We start from the raw sequence: 19410 nt of genomic DNA, 5'->3' as shown, positions 1-19410 counted from the left end.
GCCGTTATGTTTCCGACGACGATGCGAGGACGTGTGAGTAACAGCATGAATGAGGGGACGGCTCGCCCTGGAAGGCGCCGTCGTTCCAGCTCATCCCGTTCTGTGCCCCAGGGTTCTCCTCCGCAAACCGGCGAGCAGAGCTGGGGTTCGGCGCAGCCGTCGCGTCGTCCGGAAGCCGCTTACGAGCAGACCGGTGCCATGGCCGCACAGCCGTACGACGACTCGCCCGGACGCGCCGACACCCCTCCTCGGCGCGGCGACGGTCCTCCCATGCGCGGCGACGGTCCGCCTACGCAGGGTGACCGGCCGGGGTCGCGCACGCGCGCCCGGCAGGAGCGGGCGATGGGCAACCAGGAGACGATCGTCAGCGACTCGCCGCGGCGCTCGCGCAGGAGGAGTGAGGGCGGGCCGCCCGAACCTCCCGGGCCGCCGACCAAGAAGGGCGGCGACGGCGACGGCAAGGGCGGCTGGCGCAGGTTCGTGCCGAGCTGGAAGATCCTCGTGGCCGGGTTCGTGGTGCTCGCGGCCGGCCTCTTCGGCATGATCATGGTCGCGTACGCCAACACGCCGGTGCCGACCGCCGACCAGGCCAAGGCCGACGCGCTCGCGCAGCAGAGCACCATCTACTACCGGGACGGCAAGACCGAGATCGCCCAGCTCGGCACGAAGCGCGAGATCGTCCCGATCTCGAAGATGTCCCAGAGCGTCAGGGACGCCGCGGTGGCCATCGAGAACGACACGTTCTACGAGGACTCCGGCATCTCGATCCCCGGCATGTTCCGCGCGGTCTTCAAGACGGCGACCGGCCAGCAGCGACAGGGCGCCTCGACGATCACCCAGCAGATGGCCCGTAACTACTACGACGGCCTCAGCCAGGAAGTGTCGATCAAGCGTAAGGTCATGGAGATCTTCGTCGCGGTCAAGCTCGACGAGACCCTGACCAAGGACCAGATCCTCGAGAACTACCTCAACACCATTCCCTTCGGCCGCGCCTACGGCGTCGAGGCCGCGGCGAAGGCCTACTTCGGCGACAGGGCCACCGCCGCCAAGCTGACGCCCGAGCAGGGCGCCTACCTCGCCGCTCGCATCCAGCAGCCCGCCTGGGAATCCGACGCCCCCGCGCTCAAGGCGCGCTGGAAGACCGTCATCGACTACATGGCGAAGCAGTGGCCCGACAAGTACGGCCAGCTCCCGCAGACCGCGAAGTTCCCCAAGCTCCGCAAGAACGACAACGCCAACGAGCTCGGCGGCATCAAGGGCTACATGGTCGTGCAGGTCCTGGAGGAGCTGAAGCAGCGCGGCCTCACCCCTGACGCGGTCAGGAGCGGCGGCTACCACATCACCTCCACCTTCGACAAGAAGCTGATGCTGGCCGCGCAGACCGCGGTGAAGTCCACGACCGCCAGCATGAGCAAGGAGTACCACGCGGGGCTGGCCGCCGTTAACCCGAAGAACGGCCGCATCCTGGCGTTCTACGGCGGCACCGACTACATCACCGACCCGTTCAACGAGCCGTTCGACGCCAAGAAGCAGGCCGCGTCCGCGTTCAAGCCGTACGTGCTGGCGGCCTGGCTGCAGGCCGGCTACTCGCTCAAGAGCTTCGTGCCGGGCAACGAGACGGTGCCGAAGGAGCTTCCCGGCCAGGCCGCGGGCGGCTTCAAGAACAGCCACAACGTCGGCAGGGCCGTCGATGTGGTCAAGGCCACCGCCCAGTCGGTCAACACGGCGTACGTGTCGATGGCGTACAAGCTGCCGGGCCAGCTCAAAGACGTGAAGAACCTGGTCGAGTCGGCCGGCTTCAACGAGCAGCGCATGGAAGACGACGTCAGGGATCACAGCTACCAGTTCGCCATCGGCAGCGCCCTGGTGACCCCGGTCGAGCAGGCCGCCGGCTACTCGATCTTCGCCAACGAGGGCAAGTACACCAAGTACCACGTGGTGCAGGAAGTCAAGCTGGGCAAGCAGGTCGTCTACGGCGAGCAGCGGGCCGTCAAGAAGGTCGTCGACCCCGGTGTCGCCGCCGACGCCACGGTGGCCATGGAGCAGGTGCTGCGCAGCGGCACCGCGGCGGGCAAGGGCCTGGGCAGCCGGCCGGCCGCCGGCAAGACCGGCACGAACAACGACGAGAAGGAAGCCTGGTTCGTCGGCTACACGCCGCAGATCTCCGCCGCGGTCGGGTTCTACCGCGAGGAGTGCCGGACGAAGCCGACGGGGGGCAAGGTCGTCCAGCCCATCCACTCCAACTGCCCCGAGACTCCCGGCGGCAAGCCGAGCACGAAGTACAGCAGCAAAAACCCCTACACGAGGCCCTACGAGGTCTCCCTGGGCTTCGAGGGTGCCGGTCCGCCCACGCTCACCTGGCAGAAGTTCATGACGCTCGCCCACGAGGGCCTGCCGATCGAGCAGTTCCCGAAGAGGGCCGAGGTCGGTCTGGCCGAGAACATCGTGCCGAGCCCGACGCCCACGGTGTCGAAGACCCCCGACAACCCCTTCGACAGCGGGGACAACCCGTTCGACACCGGGGACAACCAGGACTGCCTCGTCGGCCCGTGTGACGGCAACGCCACCCCCGACGACAACCCCACGATCGACGAGCCCGGCAACGGCGATCCGGGCAACAACGACGGCGGTGACAACGGGTTCCCGCAGACCGCCGACGGTGATGGGATCGGCGGCGGCCGGGCGCCCGACCCGAGACCTTCGGGCTGGTCACCACTGGCAAGGCCTGAGGACCGGTGACGAGCACGGAGGTGCGCGCCCCTTTCCTGGCGCGTGCCGTCCCGTACCTTCCCCTGGGGCTGATCGCGGCCCTGGGGGCCACCCTCGCGTACATCGTGCGCCTGCCCTGCCGCACCGGCGGCTGGAACGACCAGGTCACGACGTACACGAACTTCTGCTACACCGACATCTACCCCCTGTACTTCGACAGGGCCCTGTCCAGCCAGAACCCCTACTTCGCCCACGTGCCGTTCGACAAGCAGGTCGAGTACCCGGTCGTGCTGGGCGAGGTCATGCAGGTGATCAGCTGGTTGGCCAGGGCGGTGGGCGCCGACACGGGCGCGCAGGCCGTCAGGTTCTATGACCTGACGGTCATCCTGCTCGGCATCAGCCTGGTCGTCGGCGTCCTGCTGATGGCCGCGGTGGCCGGGCCCACGCGGCGGTGGGACGCGCTCTGGTACGCCATCTCGCCCGCCGTCGTGCTGGCCGCCTACATCAACTGGGACCTGGTCGCCGGCGCGCTGTCGATGGGCATGCTGCTGGCCTGGGCGCGGGGCCGGCAGGTGCTGGCCGGGGTGCTGCTGGGGCTGGCCATCGCGACCAAGTTCTACCCGCTGATGTTCCTGGGCGCGCTGTTCCTGCTCACCTGGCGCAGCGGGCGATGGCGGCCGTTCCTGGTCACGCTGGGCTCCACGGCCGCCGCCTGGATCGTGGTCAACGGGCCGTTCATGATCTTCGCGTGGGAGGGATGGCGCAGGTTCTACGTCTTCTCCCAGGAGCGCGGGGTCGACTGGGGCTCGCCCTGGCTGTTCTTCCAGAACAAGGGCTGGCCCATCCTCGGTGAGGGCGACGTCAGCAAGCTGGGCATGGCGGCCCTGGCCATCATGTGCCTGGGCATCGCCGTGCTCACGCTGGCCGCCCCGCGCCGGCCCAGGCTGGCGCAGATCTGCTTCCTGGCGCTGGCCGCGTTCATGATGACGAACAAGGTGTGGTCGCCGCAGTTCGTGCTCTGGCTGGTGCCGTTCGCCGTGCTGGCCAGGCCCAACTGGAAGCCGCTGGTGCTGTGGCAGCTCGCCGAGATCTGGTACTTCATCGCGATCTGGCTCTACCTGGTCGCCCAGCCGCCGTTCAGCAGGAACGACCTGGGCATCGGTGACGACACGTACTTCACCGCCGTCTGGGGGCGGGTCATCACGATCGGGATCATGATGGCGTTCGTCGTGCGTGACATCCTCCGTCCCGACAAGGACGTGGTGCGCCAGGCCGACATCGACGACCAGGGCGGCGGCGTGTTCGACGACGCTCCCGACAGGTTCGCGCTGACGCCAGCCGTGCGATGATCACCCGCTCGGCCGCCCGGGACGCGCTGCTGCTCTGGTTCGGCTCGCGGGCCGGGCTGCTCGTGGTGACCCTGCTGGGGACGGCTCTCGGCGCGTACGCCGACAAGTGGCGCAAGTGGGACGCCGGGCTCTTCATCACCATCGCCCAGTACGGCTACGACGGCGAGCCCGGCAAGCCTGTGGACGACGGGCTGCCCGCGTTCTTCCCCGGGTTCCCGATGCTGTTGCGGGTGGTGCACCTGGTCGTGCCGGACTGGGCGGCGGCCGGGCTGCTGATCTCGCTCGCCGCCGGGGCGGTGGCCGTGGTGGCATTGGCCCGGCTGGCCGAGCTGGAAGGCGCCTCCGGCTGGATGGCGGTGCTGGCGCTGTTGCTCTTCCCGATGGCGGTGTTCCTGTCGGCGGGCTACAGCGAGTCCCTCTTCCTGGCCTTCGCGATCCCGGCGTGGCTGGCCGCCAGGCAGGGGCAATGGTCCTTAGCGGCCTCGCTCGCCGCGGGCGCCTCGTGCGTGCGGATCACGGGGCTCTTTCTCGCGATCGCGCTCGTCGTGGAGTTCGTGACCCGGCGGGGGCCCGTTCGGCAGGCCGGGTGGCTGGTCGTGCCGTTCGTGCCGCTGGTGGCGTACTCGTACTTCCAGCACGGCAGGTCGGGCGACTGGCTGGCGTGGAAGCACGCGCAGGAGGCCGGGTGGGGGCGGGACTTCGCCTGGCCGTGGGAGGCCTGGAAGACGACCTGGCGCTCGGCCATGGGCACCGACGACTTCGCGGTGGCCTTCCGGATGGAGATCGCCGGGGCGGTCGTGGCGTTCGCGGTGCTGATCTGGCTGCTCGTGCTGCGCCGGTGGGGCGAGCTCGTCTACACGGGGCTGCAGGCGGCGGCGCTGATGACCTCGGCGTACTACCTGTCGATCCCGCGCTCGCTGCTGCTGTGGTTCCCCCTGTGGATCCTGGTCGCGAAGGTCGCGACCAGGAGGCCGTGGGTGATGGTCGTCTACGCCCTGATCTGCGGGCCGCTCATGCTGCTCAACGCGGAACGTTTCCTGAGTGGCGCGTGGGCGGGCTGATGCCTATACCCACTTCTCCGTCTCGGTAATCCAGGGAAGTTATCCACAGGCTGTGTGTATTTCCTAGAGGTTCTTGCGGAGGAACGCGATGTCGTCCGCCTGACCGTCGGCGGGCGTCTCCACCACGATCGGCGCGCCGGCCGCGCGGCAGACCGCCAGGATCAGCTCGGGGTCGATCTTCCCCTTGCCCAGGTTGGCGTGGCGGTCGGCGCCGGAGTCGAAGTCGTCGCGCGAGTCGTTGCAGTGGACGAGGTCGATCCGGCCGGTGATGGCCTTGACCCGCTCGACCACGTCGACCAGCTCCTCGCCGCCCGCGTGGGCGTGGCAGGTGTCGAGGCAGAAGCCCACGTCGAACCCGTCGAGCGCGTCCCACAGCCGGGCGATGCGATCGAGCTTGCGCGCCATCGCGTTGCCGCCGCCCGCGGTGTTCTCGATCAGCACGGGGATGGGGGACTCCATGCGCTCGAACACCTTGCGCCAGTTGTCGAAGCCGGTCTGCGGGTCGTCGTTCTTGTTGACGTGGCCGCCGTGCACGATCAGGCCCTTGGCGCCGAGGCCGGCGGCCGCCTTGAGGTGCTGCTCCAGCAGCTTGCGGCTGGGGATCCTGATGCGGTTGTTGGTGGTGGCGACGTTGATCAGGTAGGGGGCGTGGATGTAGATGTCGACGCCCTCGACCGGTTTGGCGGGCAGCACCGGTTTGTCGTAGCCCTGCGGGTCGCCGAGGAAGAACTGCACCACCTCGGCGCCGACCGCCTCTGCGTGGGCGGCGGGATCGTCCTGATCGACATGAGCTCCGATGCGCACCATAGCTCCCGAGCTTACGCCGCGGAGGAGGGCCGCAGCCGCTTGACCATCGGTTTGCCGGACGCCTGCTCGGGAAGTCGCCATGCGCCCCCTAACCGAGGAGAAGCGATATGACGCACTGGCGCTTACGAGCGCTCATCTTATTGATTTACGTCGTGGTCGGGATCTACGTGGGCTGGGTGTACCACTACATCACCCCCGGTCTGCTCAAGGACCTCGCGGAGGCGCTGCTCGCGGTGTTCCTCTGGTTCCTGGTCCTGCTCGGGATAGATCTGCACATCGGCGGGTGAGCGACATGCCGGAGCGGCCCCGGGCGACGCGCGCCGGGGCCGTTCAACTCGGTGGGGTCAGTGAGGTCAGTGAGGGAGGAAACCTCCGTGGGCGATGCCGAGCGCGGCGCCCACGAACGATCCCACGATCCCGACGATGTTGAGTGCCCGCTGCGGCGTGGTCGCCGAGACGTACTGGGAGTACAGCCCGACGCCGAAACCCAGCGTGCCGGCCCACGCGGAGACCGCGTGCGCGGCCACCCAGAACGTCGAGACGAAGGCAATGAGACCGCAAACGATCGCGCCTACGGCCAGGGCGTTCTCCACAGGGTGCGAACGCCCGTCGCTGTTGAGTGTGAGCCTGAACCGCTCCCTTTCGGAGGGCTGAAGCACATGTGGCACCGCCACCACCCCCTAGGTTTCCTAAAGGCCTTCCCACCTTCTCGCGGCTGGTAACCTGGGCAAGCTGCGTTGTGATGGTTGAGCCATCGCCCCGAGGCGCCGAAATGGGAGCCCGGGGATAGACGTCAGCATCCTCCTGTCACGGCAGAGTGTCGTGACCGCAAGAGTCCAGAGGAGGTTGGAGTCCGCATGCGTCGTTACGAAGTAATGGTCATCCTGGACCCTTCGCTCGATGAGCGCACTGTCGCGCCGTCCCTCGACCAGTTCCTCACCGTGGTCCGCAACGACGGCGGCACCGTGGAGAAGGTCGACGTCTGGGGCCGTCGCCGTCTCGCCTACGACATCGACAAGAAGTCCGAAGGCATCTACGCCGTCATCGACCTGTCCGCGCAGCCCGCGACGGTCAAGGAGCTCGACCGGCAGATGAACCTCAACGAGGGGATTCTGCGTACCAAGGTCATCCGCCCCGACGTGCACTAACCCCCGGCTTTTGTCGGGGAAGCCCCGTACTCTGAGCCGTAATCCAAGCGAAGGCGTGCAGGAAGGCGAGCGCTAGCCATGGCAGCAGGCGACACCGTAATCACCATCGTCGGCAACCTGGTCGACGACCCGGAGCTGCGCTTCACCCCGACGGGGCAAGCGGTGGCTCGATTCCGCATCGCGTCCACTCCGCGGTTCATGGATCGCCAGACCAACGAGTGGAAGGATGGCGAAAGCCTCTTCCTGACCTGCAACGTGTGGCGGCAGGCGGCGGAGAACGCCGCCGAGAGCCTGCAGCGCGGCATGCGGGTCATCGTGCAGGGGCGGCTCAAGCAGCGGTCTTACGAGACCAAGGAAGGCGAGAAGCGCACCGTTTACGAGGTCGAGGTCGACGAGGTCGGCCCGTCCCTGCGTAACGCCACCGCCAAGGTCAACCGCACCTCCCGTCAGGGTGGCGGCGGTGGCGGCTTCGGCGGCGGTCCGTCCGACGACCCGTGGGCCTCCGCCACGCCCGCCCAGCCCCAGGGGGGCGGCGGCTTCGGCGGTGGCGGCGGCTACGGCGGCGGCCAGCAGGGCGGCGGCGGCTTCGCCGGCGGCGGCGGCGGCGGTGGCGACTTCAGCGACGAACCGCCTTTCTAAAACCTGTCCACAAGCCCGAGTCCATTCCCGCCCGGAAGGCGGGGCTCTGAAAGGAGCACCACGATGGCTAAGCCGGCACTGCGCAAGCCGAAGAAGAAGGTTTGCCTGTTCTGCCACGACAAGATCTCCTACGTCGACTACAAGGACACGGCGCTGCTGCGGAAGTTCATCTCCGACCGCGGCAAGATCCGTGCGCGCCGGGTGACGGGCAACTGCACCCAGCACCAGCGCGACGTGGCGACCGCGATCAAGAACGCGCGTGAGGTGGCTCTGCTGCCTTACACGAGCACCGCGCGCTAAGGAGGCCTGTCGATATGAAGCTCATCCTCACCAACGAGGTCTCCGGCCTCGGCACCCCTGGCGACGTCGTCGAGGTCAAGGACGGCTACGGCCGTAACTACCTCATCCCGCGCGGCTACGCCATGCGCTGGACGCGGGGCGCCGAGAAGCAGATCGAGACCATCAAGAAGGCTCGCGACGCTCGCGAGATCCGCGACCTCGGCACCGCCAAGGAGGTCGCCGGTCAGATCGGCGCGCTGCGCGTCCGCCTGACCACGCGCGCCGGCGAGTCGGGCCGCCTGTTCGGCTCGATCACGACGGGCGACATCGCCGACGCCGTGAAGGCCGCCGGTGGCCCGATCCTCGACCGCCGCCGCATCGAGATCGTCAACCCGATCAAGAGCGTCGGCTCGCACCGCGTCACCGTCAAGCTCCACCCCGAGGTCTCGGCCTCGGTGGACGTCGAGGTTGTCGCGGGCTGAGTGCCCTTTTTGTGAAAGCCCTCTCCGTCCGGAGGGGGCTTTCGCGCGTCCGGGCTCCTACGGCTGGGCCAACTCCATGGTCAGGGGCACCGCCGGGCGTAATTTCCTATTCGGCCAGCGTAGAATGCGTTCGTTCTTTCGCGTGTTCCCCCTGGAGGCTTGGCCATGGCCCGTCCCCTTATGCTGCTCGCGCTGGCCGTGGCGCTCGTCGGCTGCGCGCCGGTCGACAACACGGCGAGTTCGGCGAGCCCGGTCGCGTCCGCGTCCACCGCGTGCACCAAGGACCAGCTCAAGCTGGTCAACGCGGGCAAGTTGACCATCGGCACCGACAAGCCCGCCTACGAGCCCTGGTTCAAGGACGACGACCCGAGCAACGGCAAGGGCTTCGAGAGCGCGGTGGCCTTCGCCGTGGCCGGGGAGCTCGGCTTCGACCGCACCGAGGTGCAGTGGAGCACCATCAAGTTCGACTCGGCGTTCGCCCCCGGGGCGAAGCAGTTCGACTTCGACGTCAACCAGGTGTCCATCACGCCCGACAGGGCCAAGGTGGTCGACTTCAGCAAGGGCTACTACACCGTCAAGCAGGCCATCGTGGCGATCGACGGGAGCAAGTTCGCGGGGGCGAAGAGCCTGGCCGAGCTGCGGGACGCGAAGATCGGCGTACAGGTGGGCACGACCTCGCTCGACGCGGTCAAGAACGTCATCAAGCCCGCCGACGACCCCAACGTCTACAACGAGCAGATCGACGCCGTCAACGCGTTGAAGAACAAGCAGGTTGACGCGCTGGTCGTGGACCTGCCGACGGCGTTCTACGTGACGGCCGCGCAGGTCGAGAAGTCCAAGATCGTGGGGCAGTTCAGCTCGACGGGTGGCACGCCCGAGGAGTTCGGGCTGGTCATGGAGAAGGGCAGCGCGCTCAAGCCGTGCGTCGACAAGGCCGTCGAGGCGCTGAAGTCGAAGGGCGAGCTGGCCAAGATCGAGCAGGAGTGGCTCGGCTCGGCGGCGGGCGCGCCAGAGTTGCGATGAGCGAGTCCGAGCAGACTGTCGCGGGTGAGTCCGGCGGGTCCGAGCAGACTGTGCCGGGCGAGTGGGTCAAGTCGGAGCGGCAGGTCGAGCGGGAGCGGGTGCGCAGGTCGCACGGCCGCCGCTCGGCCTCGATCGCCACGGGCTCGACGATCGTCTTCATCGTGCTGGTCGTCTGGATCGTCACGAACTCACCCGGCTGGCCCCGGGTGCAGAAGACGTTCTTCGACTCTGACGAGTTCGTCAAGGCGCTGCCCGACGTGCTGACCGGCTTCCTGCTCAACATCAAGATCTTCCTGATCGCCGAGGTGCTGATCCTGGTCGTCGGGCTGCTGGTGGCGCTGGCCAGGGGGATCAGGAAGCCCGCGTTCTTCCCGGTCCGGGCGCTGGCCACGCTCTACACCGACGTCTTCCGGGGCGTGCCGACGGTCCTGGTGATCTACCTGATCGGGTTCGGGCTGCCCGCGCTCCGGTTGCAGGGCATCCCGTCCGACCTGGCGACGCTGGGCATCATCGCGCTGACGCTCTCGTACGGCGCGTACGTGGCCGAGGTGTTCCGCTCGGGCATCGAGTCCATCCACCCGAGCCAGGTCGCGGCGGCCCGCTCGCTGGGGCTGAGCCACGTCAAGACCATGCGGTTCGTGGTGCTGCCGCAGGCCACCCGCAGGGTCGTCCCACCGCTGCTGAACGACTTCGTCTCGCTGCAGAAGGACACCGCGCTCGTGGCCACCATCGGGCCGCTGGAGGCGCTCAGGCAGGCGCAGGTCCACGCGGCCAGCACGTTCAACTACACCCCATACCTGGCGGCGGCGCTGCTGTTCATCCTGCTCACCATCCCCATGGCCAGGCTCACCGACCACCTGGCGGCCCGCACGCGCAGGAGGCGTGGAGCATGAGTGTGCTGACTCTAGACGGGGTGTGGAAGAACTTCGGTGGGCACAGCGTGCTGCGCGGCATCGACCTTGAGGTGCGCCCGCACGAGGTGGTGAGCCTCATCGGGGCCTCCGGCTCGGGCAAGTCCACGCTCCTGCGCTGCGTCAACCTGCTGGAGACCGTGGACGACGGCGTGATCCTGCTCGACGGCGAGGACATCACCGACCCGCGCGTGAACGTGGACGACGTGCGCAAGCGGCTGGGCATCGTGTTCCAGGCGTTCAACCTGTTCCCGCACATGACCGTGCTGGACAACGTCACGCTCGCGCCGCGCCAGGTGCACAAGGTGGCCAGGGGAGAGGCCGAGGAGCAGGCGCACGGCCTGCTGGCCAGGTTCGGGCTGGCGGACAAGGCGCGGGCCTACCCCGACCAGCTCTCCGGCGGGCAGCAGCAGCGGGTGGCCATCATCCGGGCGCTGGCCACGCAGCCCAGGCTGATGCTGCTGGACGAGGTCACCTCGGCGCTCGACCCCGAGCTGGTCCTGGAGGTGCTGGGGGTCATCAGGGAGCTCAAGGAGTCGGGCATGACGATGATCCTCACGACCCACGAGATGAGCTTTTGTCGCGATATTTCGGACACGGTGTGCTTTCTGGACGGCGGTGTGCTCTTGGAGAAGGGCTCCGCCGAGCAGATCTTCACCGAGCCGGAGCACCCTCGCACCAGGGAGTTCCTGCGTAGCGTGCTGGAGTCGGGCCGGCTCTAGCGCCGGTGGCGTCCGCGTACCGGCTCGATCGGGATCCGGGGGCGGGCCAGCAGGCTGTGGCGCCGGCCGTACACGAGGTAGACCAGCAGGCCGAAGGCCATCCACAGGGCGAACCACGCCCAGGTGAGCACCCGCAGGTTCACCATCAGCCAGAGCGTGGTCACCAGCGACAGTCCGGGCAGCAGCGGCGAGAGCGGCACCCTGAACCCCCGCTCCAGGTACGGCATGCGCCGCCGCATCACGATCACCCCGGCCGCCACGAACGCGAACGCGAACAGCGTGCCGATCACCACGAGCTCCTGCATCGTGAGCACCGGCACGAACTCGGCCAGCACGATCGCCACGACCCCGATCACCAGCGTCACCCGCGTCGGCGTGTGATACTTCCGGCTGACCGTGGCCAGGCCGCGGGGGATCAGCCCGTCGCGGGCCATCGAGAACAGCACCCGCGTCTGCCCCACGATCAGCACCAGGATCACCGTCGTCAGCCCGAGCACCGCGCCCACGTCGATGACGTGCACCATCCAGTCCACGCCGACCGCCCGGAACGCCCCGGTCAGCGGCGCGCTCTCGGAGATCTTCGTGTACGGGACCATGCCCACCATGACCAGGGCCACCGCGAGGTAGAGGACGGTGGCGATGATCAAGCTGCGGATCATGCCCTTGGGCACGGCGGTGGGCGCGTTCACGGTCTCCTCGGCGGAGGTGGCCACGATGTCGAACCCGATGTACGCGAACGCGATGGCCGAGGCCGCCGCGAAGATCCCGAACCAGCCGAACGCATGGCTCTGCCCGAACAGGATCTCCAGCACACTCGTGGGCGGTTTCGGCAGGATCTTGGACGGCACGTGGAACTCGCCGAAGTTCCGCACGTCGATGTGGGGCAGGCCCACGACGATGACCGCGCCGATGGCCAGCAGCTTGGCCGCCACCATGATCCACAGCGCCCGGAGGCCGATCCGCGCGCTGAGCGCCACCACGCCGGTGAGCACCACCAGGATCACGAACACGAGGAGGCCGCCGACGAGCTCCTGACGCGGCACGCGTATCCCGAAGTTCGAGATCGCCCCGACCGTGATCGCGGCCCACGCCCTGGCCACGACGGCGGCGGCGAGCTGCAGCTCCAGGATCAGCGCCCAGCCGATGATCCACGCCCAGACCTCGCCGAAGATGACGTACGTGAAGGTGTAGGCGCTGCCCGAGGTCGGCATCGTGGACGACAGCTCGGCGTAGCACAGGCAGGCGAGCAGGCAGGCGATGCCCGCGATCATGAAGGACAGGATGACGCCGGGGCCGGCCGTGGTGGCCGCCTGCTGCCCGGCGATGGAGAAGATGCCGGCGCCGATGATCACGCCGAGTCCGAGCACCACCAGATCGGCCGGGCGGTAGAGCTCGGCCAGGCTGTGCCGGGCGCGTGTGCGTAAGCCGGTCGCCTCGGAGGGCGGTAGTCGCCGCAGAATCGTGGACAAGGAACACCCCGCTCAGGGAACGCGCCCACAATGTCTCACCACTCGGACAACAGCAAGCACAGGACGATTACAGGTGAGCACGCGCAGGCAGCGGTGTTTCCGCAGATCACTGCAGGTAGCCGGGCCTGCGCCCAGAGCGACCCGCTTCTACGCCCCGGTCACCAGCCAGTCGGTGCCGGCGGCCCGGCGTACGAGACTGACCAGCCGCGCGAGCATCCACACCCCGAGCGCGCACCACAGGGCGACGACCCCGAAGCCGGAGGCCAGGAAGGCGGCGGGGAGATACGCCACCGTCGTCCACACCCCCGCCCACGCCAGGTAGCGCTGGTCGCCCGCGCCGATCAGCACGCCGTCGAGCACGAACACGACCCCGCACACCGGCTGGAACGCCGCCACCGGCCACAGCAGCGCCAGCAGCAGCTCGGCGACCCGCGGGTCCGCGTCGAACAGGCCGGGCAGCACCGGCCTGGCGGCGACCACCAGGAGGCCGAGCAGCGCGCCCGACCAGAGGCCCCACTGCACCATCCGCCTGGTCGCGGCCCTGGTGGACGCGACGTCCCCCGCGCCGAGAGAGCGTCCCGTGATGGCCTGCCCGGCGATGGCGATGGCGTCCAGCGCGAACGCGAGCAGCGTCCACACCTGGGTGGCGAGGGCGTACGCGGCCAGCTCGGCCTCGCCCATCCTGGTGGCGATCACGGTGGCCGCGAGCAGCACCACCCGCAGGCAGAGGGTGCGGACGACCAGCGCGAACCCGGCCGTGCCCGCCTCCTTGACCCCCGCCAGGCCGGGCGTGAGCGGCGTCCCCAGCCGCCGCGCGCCCCGCGCCACGACGACGAGGTAGACGGCCGCGCCCAGCGTCTGGGCGATCACCGTGCCCCAGGCCGACCCGGCGATGCCCCAGCCCATCCCCAGCACGAACCAGGCGTTCAGTACCGCGTTCAGCACGAACGAGCCGATGGCGACCACCAGCGGCGTCACGGTGTCCTGCAGACCGCGCAGCACCCCCGTCCCGGCCAGCACGACCAGCATGCCGGGCGCGCCGATCAGGCTGATCCGCAGGTACGTCACGGCCTGCGCGGCCTGCCCCTCGGCCGCCCCGAACAGCTCCACGATGGCGGGAGCCAGCGGCCAGCACACGACGATCAGGAGCGCGCCGATGGCCAGCGCCAGCCAGATCCCGTCCACCCCGCTGCGCATGGCCCGAGCGTGGTTCCCGGCGCCCGTCTGCCGCGCCACGGAGGCCGTGGTGCCGTACGCGAGGAAGACGCACAGGTTCACCATGGTCGCCAGGACCGTGCCCGCCACGCCCAGCGCCCCCACCGCCGTGGTCCCCAGCCCATGCCCCACGATGGCGTAGTCGGCGAGGAGGAAGAGCGGCTCCGCCACCAGGGCGCCGAACGCCGGAACGGCCAGCCGGAGTATCTCCCGATCCCTGGGGGTAATGAGCATTTGTCCATTATGGCCATTACGCGGCGTGTCGGCGAAACTTTCTTTTCTCCACAGCCGGTGGATACCGTTTGCCCAGCTCAACAGCCCTTCGGTGGATATCCACAGGAGTTATCCACAGCCGCTGTCCACAGGCATTTCACACCCTGGGCACAGTAGTGCACAGCTTGGCCACAGGGTTGTCCACAGGTCGCGTTGCCGTAGGCCCGAGACTCCGAGAAACTGTCAGACCGGTCGGCTACAAGTGGGGGTGGTGCGACCGCCTGCAAGTTCGAGGGGGCGCGGTGAGCATTGACGAGGAGACGGGCGCCGGGCCTGGGTTCGAGCGCACCCCCCCGCACAACATCGAGGCGGAGCAGTCCGTGCTGGGCGGCATGCTGCTGTCCAAGGACGCCATCGCCGACGTCGTCGAGATCCTGCGTTCCGACGACTTCTACCGGCCCGCCCACCAGATGGTCTACGAGGTCATCACCGACCTCTACGGCAGGGGCGAGCCCGCCGACGCGGTCACCGTCTTCGACGAGCTGCAGAAGCGCGGCGAGATGGCCAGGGTGGGCGGGGCCGCCTACCTCCACACCCTCACGGCCGTCGTCCCCACCGCGGCCAACGCGGGCTACTACGCCAAGATTGTCAGGGAGCAGGCCATCCTCCGCCGCCTCATCGAGGCCGGCACCCGCATCGTCTCCTTCGGCTACGGCGGGCAGAACGAAGAGGTCGACGACCTCGTCGACCGCGCCCAGGCGGAGATCTACAAGGTCACCGAGCGCCGCACCTCGGAGGACTACGCGCCCCTGGCCGACATCATGCCGGGAGCCCTCGACGAGCTGGAGGCCATCGGCAGCCGCGGCGGCCAGATGGTCGGCGTGCCGACCGGCTTCCAGGACCTCGACCAGCTCACCAACGGCCTCCACCCGGGCCAGATGATCGTCGTGGCCGCCCGCCCGGCCATCGGTAAAAGTACGCTAGGTCTGGACTTCGCCCGTTCTGCGGCTATCAAGCATGGGATGACCACGGTCATCTTCTCGCTGGAAATGTCGCGCAACGAGATCACCATGCGTCTGCTGTCCGCCGAGGCCCGGGTCGCCCTGCACGCCATGCGCTCGGGCATGATGGGCGACGACGACTGGACGCGCCTGGCCCGGCGGATGAGCGAGGTGGCGGAGGCGCCGCTGTTCATCGACGACTCGCCCAACATGTCGATGATGGAGATCCGGGCCAAGTGCCGGCGGCTCAAGCAGCGTAACGACCTGAGGTTCGTGGTCATCGACTACCTCCAGCTGATGAGCTCGCCGAAGAAGACCGAGAGCCGCCAGAACGAGGTCTCGGAGATCTCCCGTGCGATCAAGCTGCTGGCCAAGGAGCTGGAGGTGCCGGTCATCGCGATCTCCCAGCTCAACCGTGGTCCGGAGCAGCGCACGGACAAGCGCCCCGCGGTGAGCGACCTGCGTGAATCCGGATGCCTGACGGCGGATACCCGGGTCCTTCGGGCCGACACGGGCGCGGAGGTGTCACTGGGTGCGCTTCTGGAGTCCGGCGCACGCGACATTCCCGTGTGGTCGCTGGATGAGAAGTTGCGGCTCGTGCAGCGCACCATGACGCATGTCTTTCCAAGCGGTACGAAGGAGGTCTTCAGGCTACGGCTGACGTCGGGCCGGGAGATCGAGGCGACGGCCAATCACCCCTTCATGACCTACGACGGCTGGCGTCCTCTGGGGGAGATCGGTCCGGGTACTCGCCTCGCCGTTCCGCGCCACGTTCCTGCACCTCAGGATCTTCAGGAGTGGTCTGAGGAGGAGGTCATCCTCCTGGGGCACATGATCGGAGATGGTTCGTTCGTCAGGAACCAGCCGATTCGGTACGCGAGCAAGGACGAGACTTGCCTGGAAGCTGTGACGATGGCCGCCACGCATTTCGGAGTGAGCGCAGTCCGGGACGACTATGCCGCCGCGCGGGTCACCACGCTGCGGCTGCCTGCCCCTTACCGTCTCACGCACGGCAAGCGCAACCCCATCGCCGCCTGGCTTGACAGCCTGGGTCTGTTCGGCCTTCGCAGTCACGACAAGTTCGTTCCCCAGGGGGTCTTCTCTCTGTCAAAGAAGCAGATCGCCCTGTTCCTGCGGCACCTGTGGGCGACCGACGGATGCGTCTGGTGGGACGAAAAGCTCGGCCAGTCGCGGATCTACTACGCCTCGACGAGCCGACGGCTGATCGACGACGTCGCGCGGCTGCTGCTCCGGTTCAACGTGATGACTCGCATCAAGACGACACAGAAGGGCAACTACCGGCCGGGGTATCAACTGCATATCTACGGCGCGGAGAACCAGCTCCGGTTCTTGGAGGAGGTGGGCGTGTACGGCGAACGCGCAAAGCATGCTGCTCGCTGTCTTCCAGCGCTGCGAGCAGCCAAGAGCAACACCAACCTCGACACGGTTCCCCGCGAGGTCTGGGACCGTGTTCGTGACGTGCTGACAGAGAAGAGTATGACCCATCGGGCGTTCTCGGCCGCGCTGGGGACCCAATTCTGCGGCAGCGCCTTGTGGAAGCACGCACCCAGCCGGGAGCGCCTGGGCCGGGTGGCGACGATTCTGGATGACGCCCAGATGGAGATGCTGGCGACGAACGACGTCTTCTGGGACGAGGTCGCCTCGATCGAGAGCCTGGGCGAGCAGCCGGTCTATGACGCCACGGTGTTGGGAACCCACAACTTCGTCGCCAACGGCATATCGGTTCACAACAGCATCGAGCAGGACGCCGACATGGTCATCCTGCTGCACCGGGAGGACGCGTACGAGCGGGAGTCGCCGCGGGCGGGCGAGGCCGACCTGATCGTGGCCAAGCACCGTAACGGCCCCACGGCCACGGTGACGGTGGCCTTCCAGGGCCACTACAGCCGGTTCGTGGACATGGCGCAGCACTGACCTTCATGGGATTCGCGGCCGTCAAGCCGCCTGGTCCACGCTGCCGGACTGGGCTTTCTCGTCCGGGAAGACCCATTTCCGGAGCGCCCAGAAGCGGAAGACCATGGCGATCAGCGTGCCGATGATCTGCGCGCTGATGAAGTCGGCGATCTCCTGGGTTATTAGGCTCACCTCCGGGGTCTCCAGGTGAAGTGCGTACCGGGAGATCCACAGCGGTGCGGAGCTGAGCACCAGAGCGACGCCACTGACCAGGAAGAACAGCGCCGCCTCGTGACGGCGCTCGCGGCCGCCCCTGGTCCGGAACGACCATTCGCGGTTCAACACGTAGGACACGATCGTCGCCACGAGCACCGCGATGATCTTCGCGGTCACCGGCTTCGGTTCCAGAATGGTGAGCTTCAGCCCATAGAACAGCGTGTTGTCCACTAAGAACGCTGTCCCACCCACCGCCGCGAACTTCAGCAGTTCATGGTGCTTCAGCGCAAGTGCGTGCAGCGGTTCCGGCAATCTCGCGAGTACTGCGTCTGCTATTCGGGGCACCCGGGTGAGCCTACGCGGCGCGGATCTGCGGAGCGTGAGCACGGGCGAAGTCGGCGAACGACCGGGCCGGACGGCCCCCGCCGGTCGCGCCGTACAAGGCGTCGCCGTTGACCGAGCCGAAAAGGTTCTGCGTGAAGCAGCTCAGACGGCGTTCATGCCGGCGTGCGGCGCCTGCGGGCCCATGGCGGTCAGCAGCCACAACGCGTCCACGCCCTGGAAAGCCCGGTCGAGCGACGACGATATAGTAAGATTCGGTGACAATCAGGATTGATGACTAGCTGGAGGGTGTGTACGGTGCGCAGGAGCCGGCGCAAGCAGGAGGAGCCCGATCTCGGCATCCTGTCCAGCAGGACCCTTTTCAGCCTGCAGCGGGAGCTGTTCGAGACGCTGGCGCGGCAGGGGCATCCCGCGCTCAGGCCACGGCACGGGGCGGTGCTGGCGTACCTGGACGAGGAGGGCAGCAGGGCCACGGACCTGGCCGCGCAGTCGGGCCAGCACAAGCAGGTGATCGGCACGTTGGTGGACGAGCTGGTCGAGCTGGGCTACGTGGAGCGGCAGCCGGACCCGGCCGATCGGCGGGCCAAGCTGATCGTGCCCACCGAGAAGGGGCGCGATCACATGGTCAAGTCGGACGCCATCCTCGCCGCCATGGAGGCGGAGCACGCGAAGGCCGTGGGCGAGGAGGCGTACGCGGAGTTCAAGAGGGTGTTCAAGCTGGTCGCCGAGCGGCAGACCGGCGGCTCAGCCCTGGCGGAGTGACATGACGAGATAGCGGAAGGCGGGCTCGGCGTCGCCGGGCACGTCCTGGATCAGGGCGGGCCTGGTGGGCGACTCCAGGTTGAGGCGGGCCAGCTCGCTCTCGATCCCGGTCAGGCCGTCGAGCAGGAACTGCGACTGGAACGCGATCTGGATGTCGTCGCCGCGCAGCTCGCAGTCGACCACCTCGGCGCCGCGCCCGATGTCGCCGCCGCCCGCCTGGATGAGCACCTGGCCCTGGCTGAACGACAGCCGGATCGCGGTGTTGCGCTCGGCCACCAGGGCGACCCGCTTGATGGCGTTGACGAACGGCGCCACCGCCACGTCGGCCCTGATCGACCAGTCGGCGGTCAGCCGGGCGCGGTAGTCGATGAACTGCTCGTCGAGCAGCCGCACGGTCGTGCTGCGCCCGACGCTCTCGAACCCGGCCACCCCGTCGCCCATCGCGATCGACACCTCGCCGCCGCGCAGCGACTTGGCCACCTCGACCAGCACCTTCGCCGGGACCATGGCGGAGACGGCGAGGTCGGGGCCGGCCGGGCGCCATTCGAAGTCGCGGGCGGCGATGCGGTAGCGGTCGGTGGCGGCCATGGCCACCGACTCGCCCTCGATGTCGACCCTGATGCCGGTGAGCATGGGCAGCGTGTCGTCGCGGCTGGCGGCGGCCGCGACCTGGCCGACCGCCGAGGCGAACACGCCGCCGCCGACGGCGCCGATGCTCGGCGGCATCGTGGGCATGGTCGGGAAGTCTTCGACCGGCATCGTGATCAGCCCGAACTCCGCGCTCCCGCAGGTCAGCACCGCCTCGGCGCCCTCGGTGACGATCTCCACGTCGTCGGCGGGCAGGCTCCTGCTGATCTCGGCCAGCAGCCGCCCGGGGATCAGCACGCTGCCGGCCTCGGCCACGTCGGCGTCGACCGCGGCCCTGGCCGAGACGTCGTAGTCGAACGCGGACAGGGTCAGCTCGTCGCTCGCCTCCAGCAACAGCCCGGACAGGACGGGCACCACAGGCCGGGTGGGCAGGACTCGGGCGGCCCAAGCCACCGCATCTGCCAGAACATCGCGGTTAACCCGGATTTTCACCTGTCACCACTCCTTCGTCGCGCCGTGCCTCTATGAAAATAGCCGGTGCGACCGACAAGTCCGGCAGT

At 68.3% G+C, this 19410-nt stretch carries 19 protein-coding genes; 13 read left to right on the top strand and 6 right to left on the bottom strand.

The window, feature by feature from the left end; genetic code table 11:
• Positions 1 to 198 precede the first annotated feature (198 nt).
• The 3 genes from ABZS69_RS50440 to ABZS69_RS50430 are packed head-to-tail and all read left to right on the top strand — an operon-like array spanning position 199 to position 5119.
• Positions 199 to 2739 carry a transglycosylase domain-containing protein gene (locus ABZS69_RS50440; protein WP_355387083.1) on the top strand — a complete coding sequence of 847 codons (2541 nt, stop codon included), beginning with the start codon at positions 199 to 201 and terminating at the stop codon, positions 2737 to 2739.
• Positions 2736 to 4058, top strand: a complete 1323-nt coding sequence (locus tag ABZS69_RS50435) for a glycosyltransferase 87 family protein (protein WP_355387080.1) — start codon at positions 2736 to 2738, stop codon at positions 4056 to 4058. Before ABZS69_RS50440 ends, ABZS69_RS50435 begins: the two co-directional genes overlap by 4 nt.
• On the top strand, positions 4055 to 5119 hold the full coding sequence (locus ABZS69_RS50430; RefSeq protein WP_355387077.1) for a mannosyltransferase family protein: 1065 nt from the start codon (positions 4055 to 4057) through the stop codon (positions 5117 to 5119). Before ABZS69_RS50435 ends, ABZS69_RS50430 begins: the two co-directional genes overlap by 4 nt.
• A gap of 63 nt (positions 5120 to 5182) precedes the next feature.
• Here ABZS69_RS50430 and ABZS69_RS50425 read toward each other — a convergent pair whose 3' ends face one another.
• Positions 5183 to 5926, bottom strand: coding sequence for a deoxyribonuclease IV (locus tag ABZS69_RS50425; protein WP_355387074.1), 744 nt, complete (start codon positions 5924 to 5926; stop codon positions 5183 to 5185).
• A 107-nt stretch (positions 5927 to 6033) separates the two neighbouring features.
• On the opposite strand from ABZS69_RS50425, the gene ABZS69_RS50420 reads away from it, so the two are divergent.
• On the top strand, positions 6034 to 6213 hold the full coding sequence (locus ABZS69_RS50420) for a hypothetical protein (RefSeq protein WP_355387071.1): 180 nt from the start codon (positions 6034 to 6036) through the stop codon (positions 6211 to 6213).
• Between the two features lie 66 nt (positions 6214 to 6279).
• On the opposite strand, the gene ABZS69_RS50415 is transcribed toward ABZS69_RS50420, so the two are convergent.
• Entirely contained in the window at positions 6280 to 6594 is a 315-nt protein-coding gene (locus ABZS69_RS50415) for a hypothetical protein (protein ID WP_355387068.1), read from the bottom strand.
• Between the two features lie 189 nt (positions 6595 to 6783).
• Here ABZS69_RS50415 and rpsF point away from each other — a divergent pair, with 189 nt between their 5' ends.
• From rpsF to ABZS69_RS50380, 7 genes are all read left to right on the top strand, one after another.
• On the top strand, positions 6784 to 7074 hold the full coding sequence (gene rpsF / locus ABZS69_RS50410) for a 30S ribosomal protein S6 (protein WP_090771086.1): 291 nt from the start codon (positions 6784 to 6786) through the stop codon (positions 7072 to 7074).
• 78 nt (positions 7075 to 7152) lie between these two features.
• Positions 7153 to 7713: a single-stranded DNA-binding protein gene (locus ABZS69_RS50405; RefSeq protein WP_355387065.1), complete on the top strand. Its 561-nt coding sequence runs from the start codon at positions 7153 to 7155 to the stop codon at positions 7711 to 7713.
• Between the two features lie 63 nt (positions 7714 to 7776).
• Positions 7777 to 8013: a 30S ribosomal protein S18 gene (rpsR, locus tag ABZS69_RS50400; protein ID WP_020543048.1), complete on the top strand. Its 237-nt coding sequence runs from the start codon at positions 7777 to 7779 to the stop codon at positions 8011 to 8013.
• Positions 8014 to 8027: 14 nt separating this feature from the next.
• Positions 8028 to 8474: a 50S ribosomal protein L9 gene (gene rplI, locus ABZS69_RS50395; RefSeq protein WP_355387062.1), complete on the top strand. Its 447-nt coding sequence runs from the start codon at positions 8028 to 8030 to the stop codon at positions 8472 to 8474.
• Positions 8475 to 8639: 165 nt separating this feature from the next.
• Complete coding sequence (locus tag ABZS69_RS50390) at positions 8640 to 9497, top strand: ABC transporter substrate-binding protein (protein ID WP_355387059.1); 858 nt, start codon at positions 8640 to 8642, stop codon at positions 9495 to 9497.
• A complete protein-coding gene (locus ABZS69_RS50385; RefSeq protein WP_355387056.1) occupies positions 9494 to 10390 on the top strand; it encodes an amino acid ABC transporter permease in 897 nt (298 codons plus the stop codon). Before ABZS69_RS50390 ends, ABZS69_RS50385 begins: the two co-directional genes overlap by 4 nt.
• Entirely contained in the window at positions 10387 to 11130 is a 744-nt protein-coding gene (locus ABZS69_RS50380) for an amino acid ABC transporter ATP-binding protein (RefSeq protein ID WP_355387053.1), read from the top strand. The genes ABZS69_RS50385 and ABZS69_RS50380 overlap by 4 nt, the downstream gene beginning before the upstream one ends.
• Here ABZS69_RS50380 and ABZS69_RS50375 read toward each other — a convergent pair.
• Both ABZS69_RS50375 and ABZS69_RS50370 read right to left on the bottom strand, forming a co-directional pair.
• Positions 11127 to 12599, bottom strand: coding sequence for an amino acid permease (locus tag ABZS69_RS50375; RefSeq protein ID WP_355387050.1), 1473 nt, complete (start codon positions 12597 to 12599; stop codon positions 11127 to 11129). The genes ABZS69_RS50380 and ABZS69_RS50375 overlap by 4 nt on opposite strands.
• A gap of 147 nt (positions 12600 to 12746) precedes the next feature.
• Positions 12747 to 14048, bottom strand: coding sequence for an MATE family efflux transporter (locus ABZS69_RS50370; RefSeq protein WP_355387047.1), 1302 nt, complete (start codon positions 14046 to 14048; stop codon positions 12747 to 12749).
• A 155-nt stretch (positions 14049 to 14203) separates the two neighbouring features.
• Here ABZS69_RS50370 and ABZS69_RS50365 point away from each other — a divergent pair, with 155 nt between their 5' ends.
• On the top strand, positions 14204 to 16963 hold the full coding sequence (locus ABZS69_RS50365) for a replicative DNA helicase (protein WP_355387044.1): 2760 nt from the start codon (positions 14204 to 14206) through the stop codon (positions 16961 to 16963).
• A gap of 21 nt (positions 16964 to 16984) precedes the next feature.
• Here the strand turns inward: ABZS69_RS50365 and ABZS69_RS50360 are convergent, their stop codons facing one another.
• On the bottom strand, positions 16985 to 17470 hold the full coding sequence (locus ABZS69_RS50360; protein WP_355387041.1) for a GtrA family protein: 486 nt from the start codon (positions 17468 to 17470) through the stop codon (positions 16985 to 16987).
• A gap of 327 nt (positions 17471 to 17797) precedes the next feature.
• On the opposite strand from ABZS69_RS50360, the gene ABZS69_RS50355 reads away from it, so the two are divergent.
• Positions 17798 to 18262 (top strand): MarR family winged helix-turn-helix transcriptional regulator, encoded by a 465-nt coding sequence (locus ABZS69_RS50355; protein WP_355387038.1) that lies wholly within the window; start codon positions 17798 to 17800, stop codon positions 18260 to 18262.
• Here ABZS69_RS50355 and dnaN read toward each other — a convergent pair.
• Positions 18245 to 19342, bottom strand: coding sequence for a DNA polymerase III subunit beta (gene dnaN, locus ABZS69_RS50350; RefSeq protein ID WP_355387035.1), 1098 nt, complete (start codon positions 19340 to 19342; stop codon positions 18245 to 18247). The two genes, ABZS69_RS50355 and dnaN, sit on opposite strands and share 18 nt — an antisense overlap.
• Positions 19343 to 19410 lie beyond the last annotated feature (68 nt).

Origin of the sequence: Nonomuraea sp. NPDC005650 (assembly GCF_040605375.1) — a bacterium.
GTDB lineage: Bacteria > Actinomycetota > Actinomycetes > Streptosporangiales > Streptosporangiaceae > Nonomuraea.
This window is presented reverse-complemented; position numbering and strand designations above follow the sequence as displayed.

Coding starts and splice junctions, on each gene's coding strand:
- ABZS69_RS50440 (WP_355387083.1), top strand. CDS start 199: ATGGCCGCACAGCCGTACGACGACTCGCCCGGACGCGCCGACACCCCT.
- ABZS69_RS50430 (WP_355387077.1), top strand. CDS start 4,055: ATGATCACCCGCTCGGCCGCCCGGGACGCGCTGCTGCTCTGGTTCGGC.
- ABZS69_RS50425 (WP_355387074.1), bottom strand. CDS start 5,926: ATGGTGCGCATCGGAGCTCATGTCGATCAGGACGATCCCGCCGCCCAC.
- ABZS69_RS50420 (WP_355387071.1), top strand. CDS start 6,034: ATGACGCACTGGCGCTTACGAGCGCTCATCTTATTGATTTACGTCGTG.
- rpsF (WP_090771086.1), top strand. CDS start 6,784: ATGCGTCGTTACGAAGTAATGGTCATCCTGGACCCTTCGCTCGATGAG.
- ABZS69_RS50405 (WP_355387065.1), top strand. CDS start 7,153: ATGGCAGCAGGCGACACCGTAATCACCATCGTCGGCAACCTGGTCGAC.
- rpsR (WP_020543048.1), top strand. CDS start 7,777: ATGGCTAAGCCGGCACTGCGCAAGCCGAAGAAGAAGGTTTGCCTGTTC.
- rplI (WP_355387062.1), top strand. CDS start 8,028: ATGAAGCTCATCCTCACCAACGAGGTCTCCGGCCTCGGCACCCCTGGC.
- ABZS69_RS50390 (WP_355387059.1), top strand. CDS start 8,640: ATGGCCCGTCCCCTTATGCTGCTCGCGCTGGCCGTGGCGCTCGTCGGC.
- ABZS69_RS50385 (WP_355387056.1), top strand. CDS start 9,494: ATGAGCGAGTCCGAGCAGACTGTCGCGGGTGAGTCCGGCGGGTCCGAG.
- ABZS69_RS50380 (WP_355387053.1), top strand. CDS start 10,387: ATGAGTGTGCTGACTCTAGACGGGGTGTGGAAGAACTTCGGTGGGCAC.
- ABZS69_RS50370 (WP_355387047.1), bottom strand. CDS start 14,048: ATGCTCATTACCCCCAGGGATCGGGAGATACTCCGGCTGGCCGTTCCG.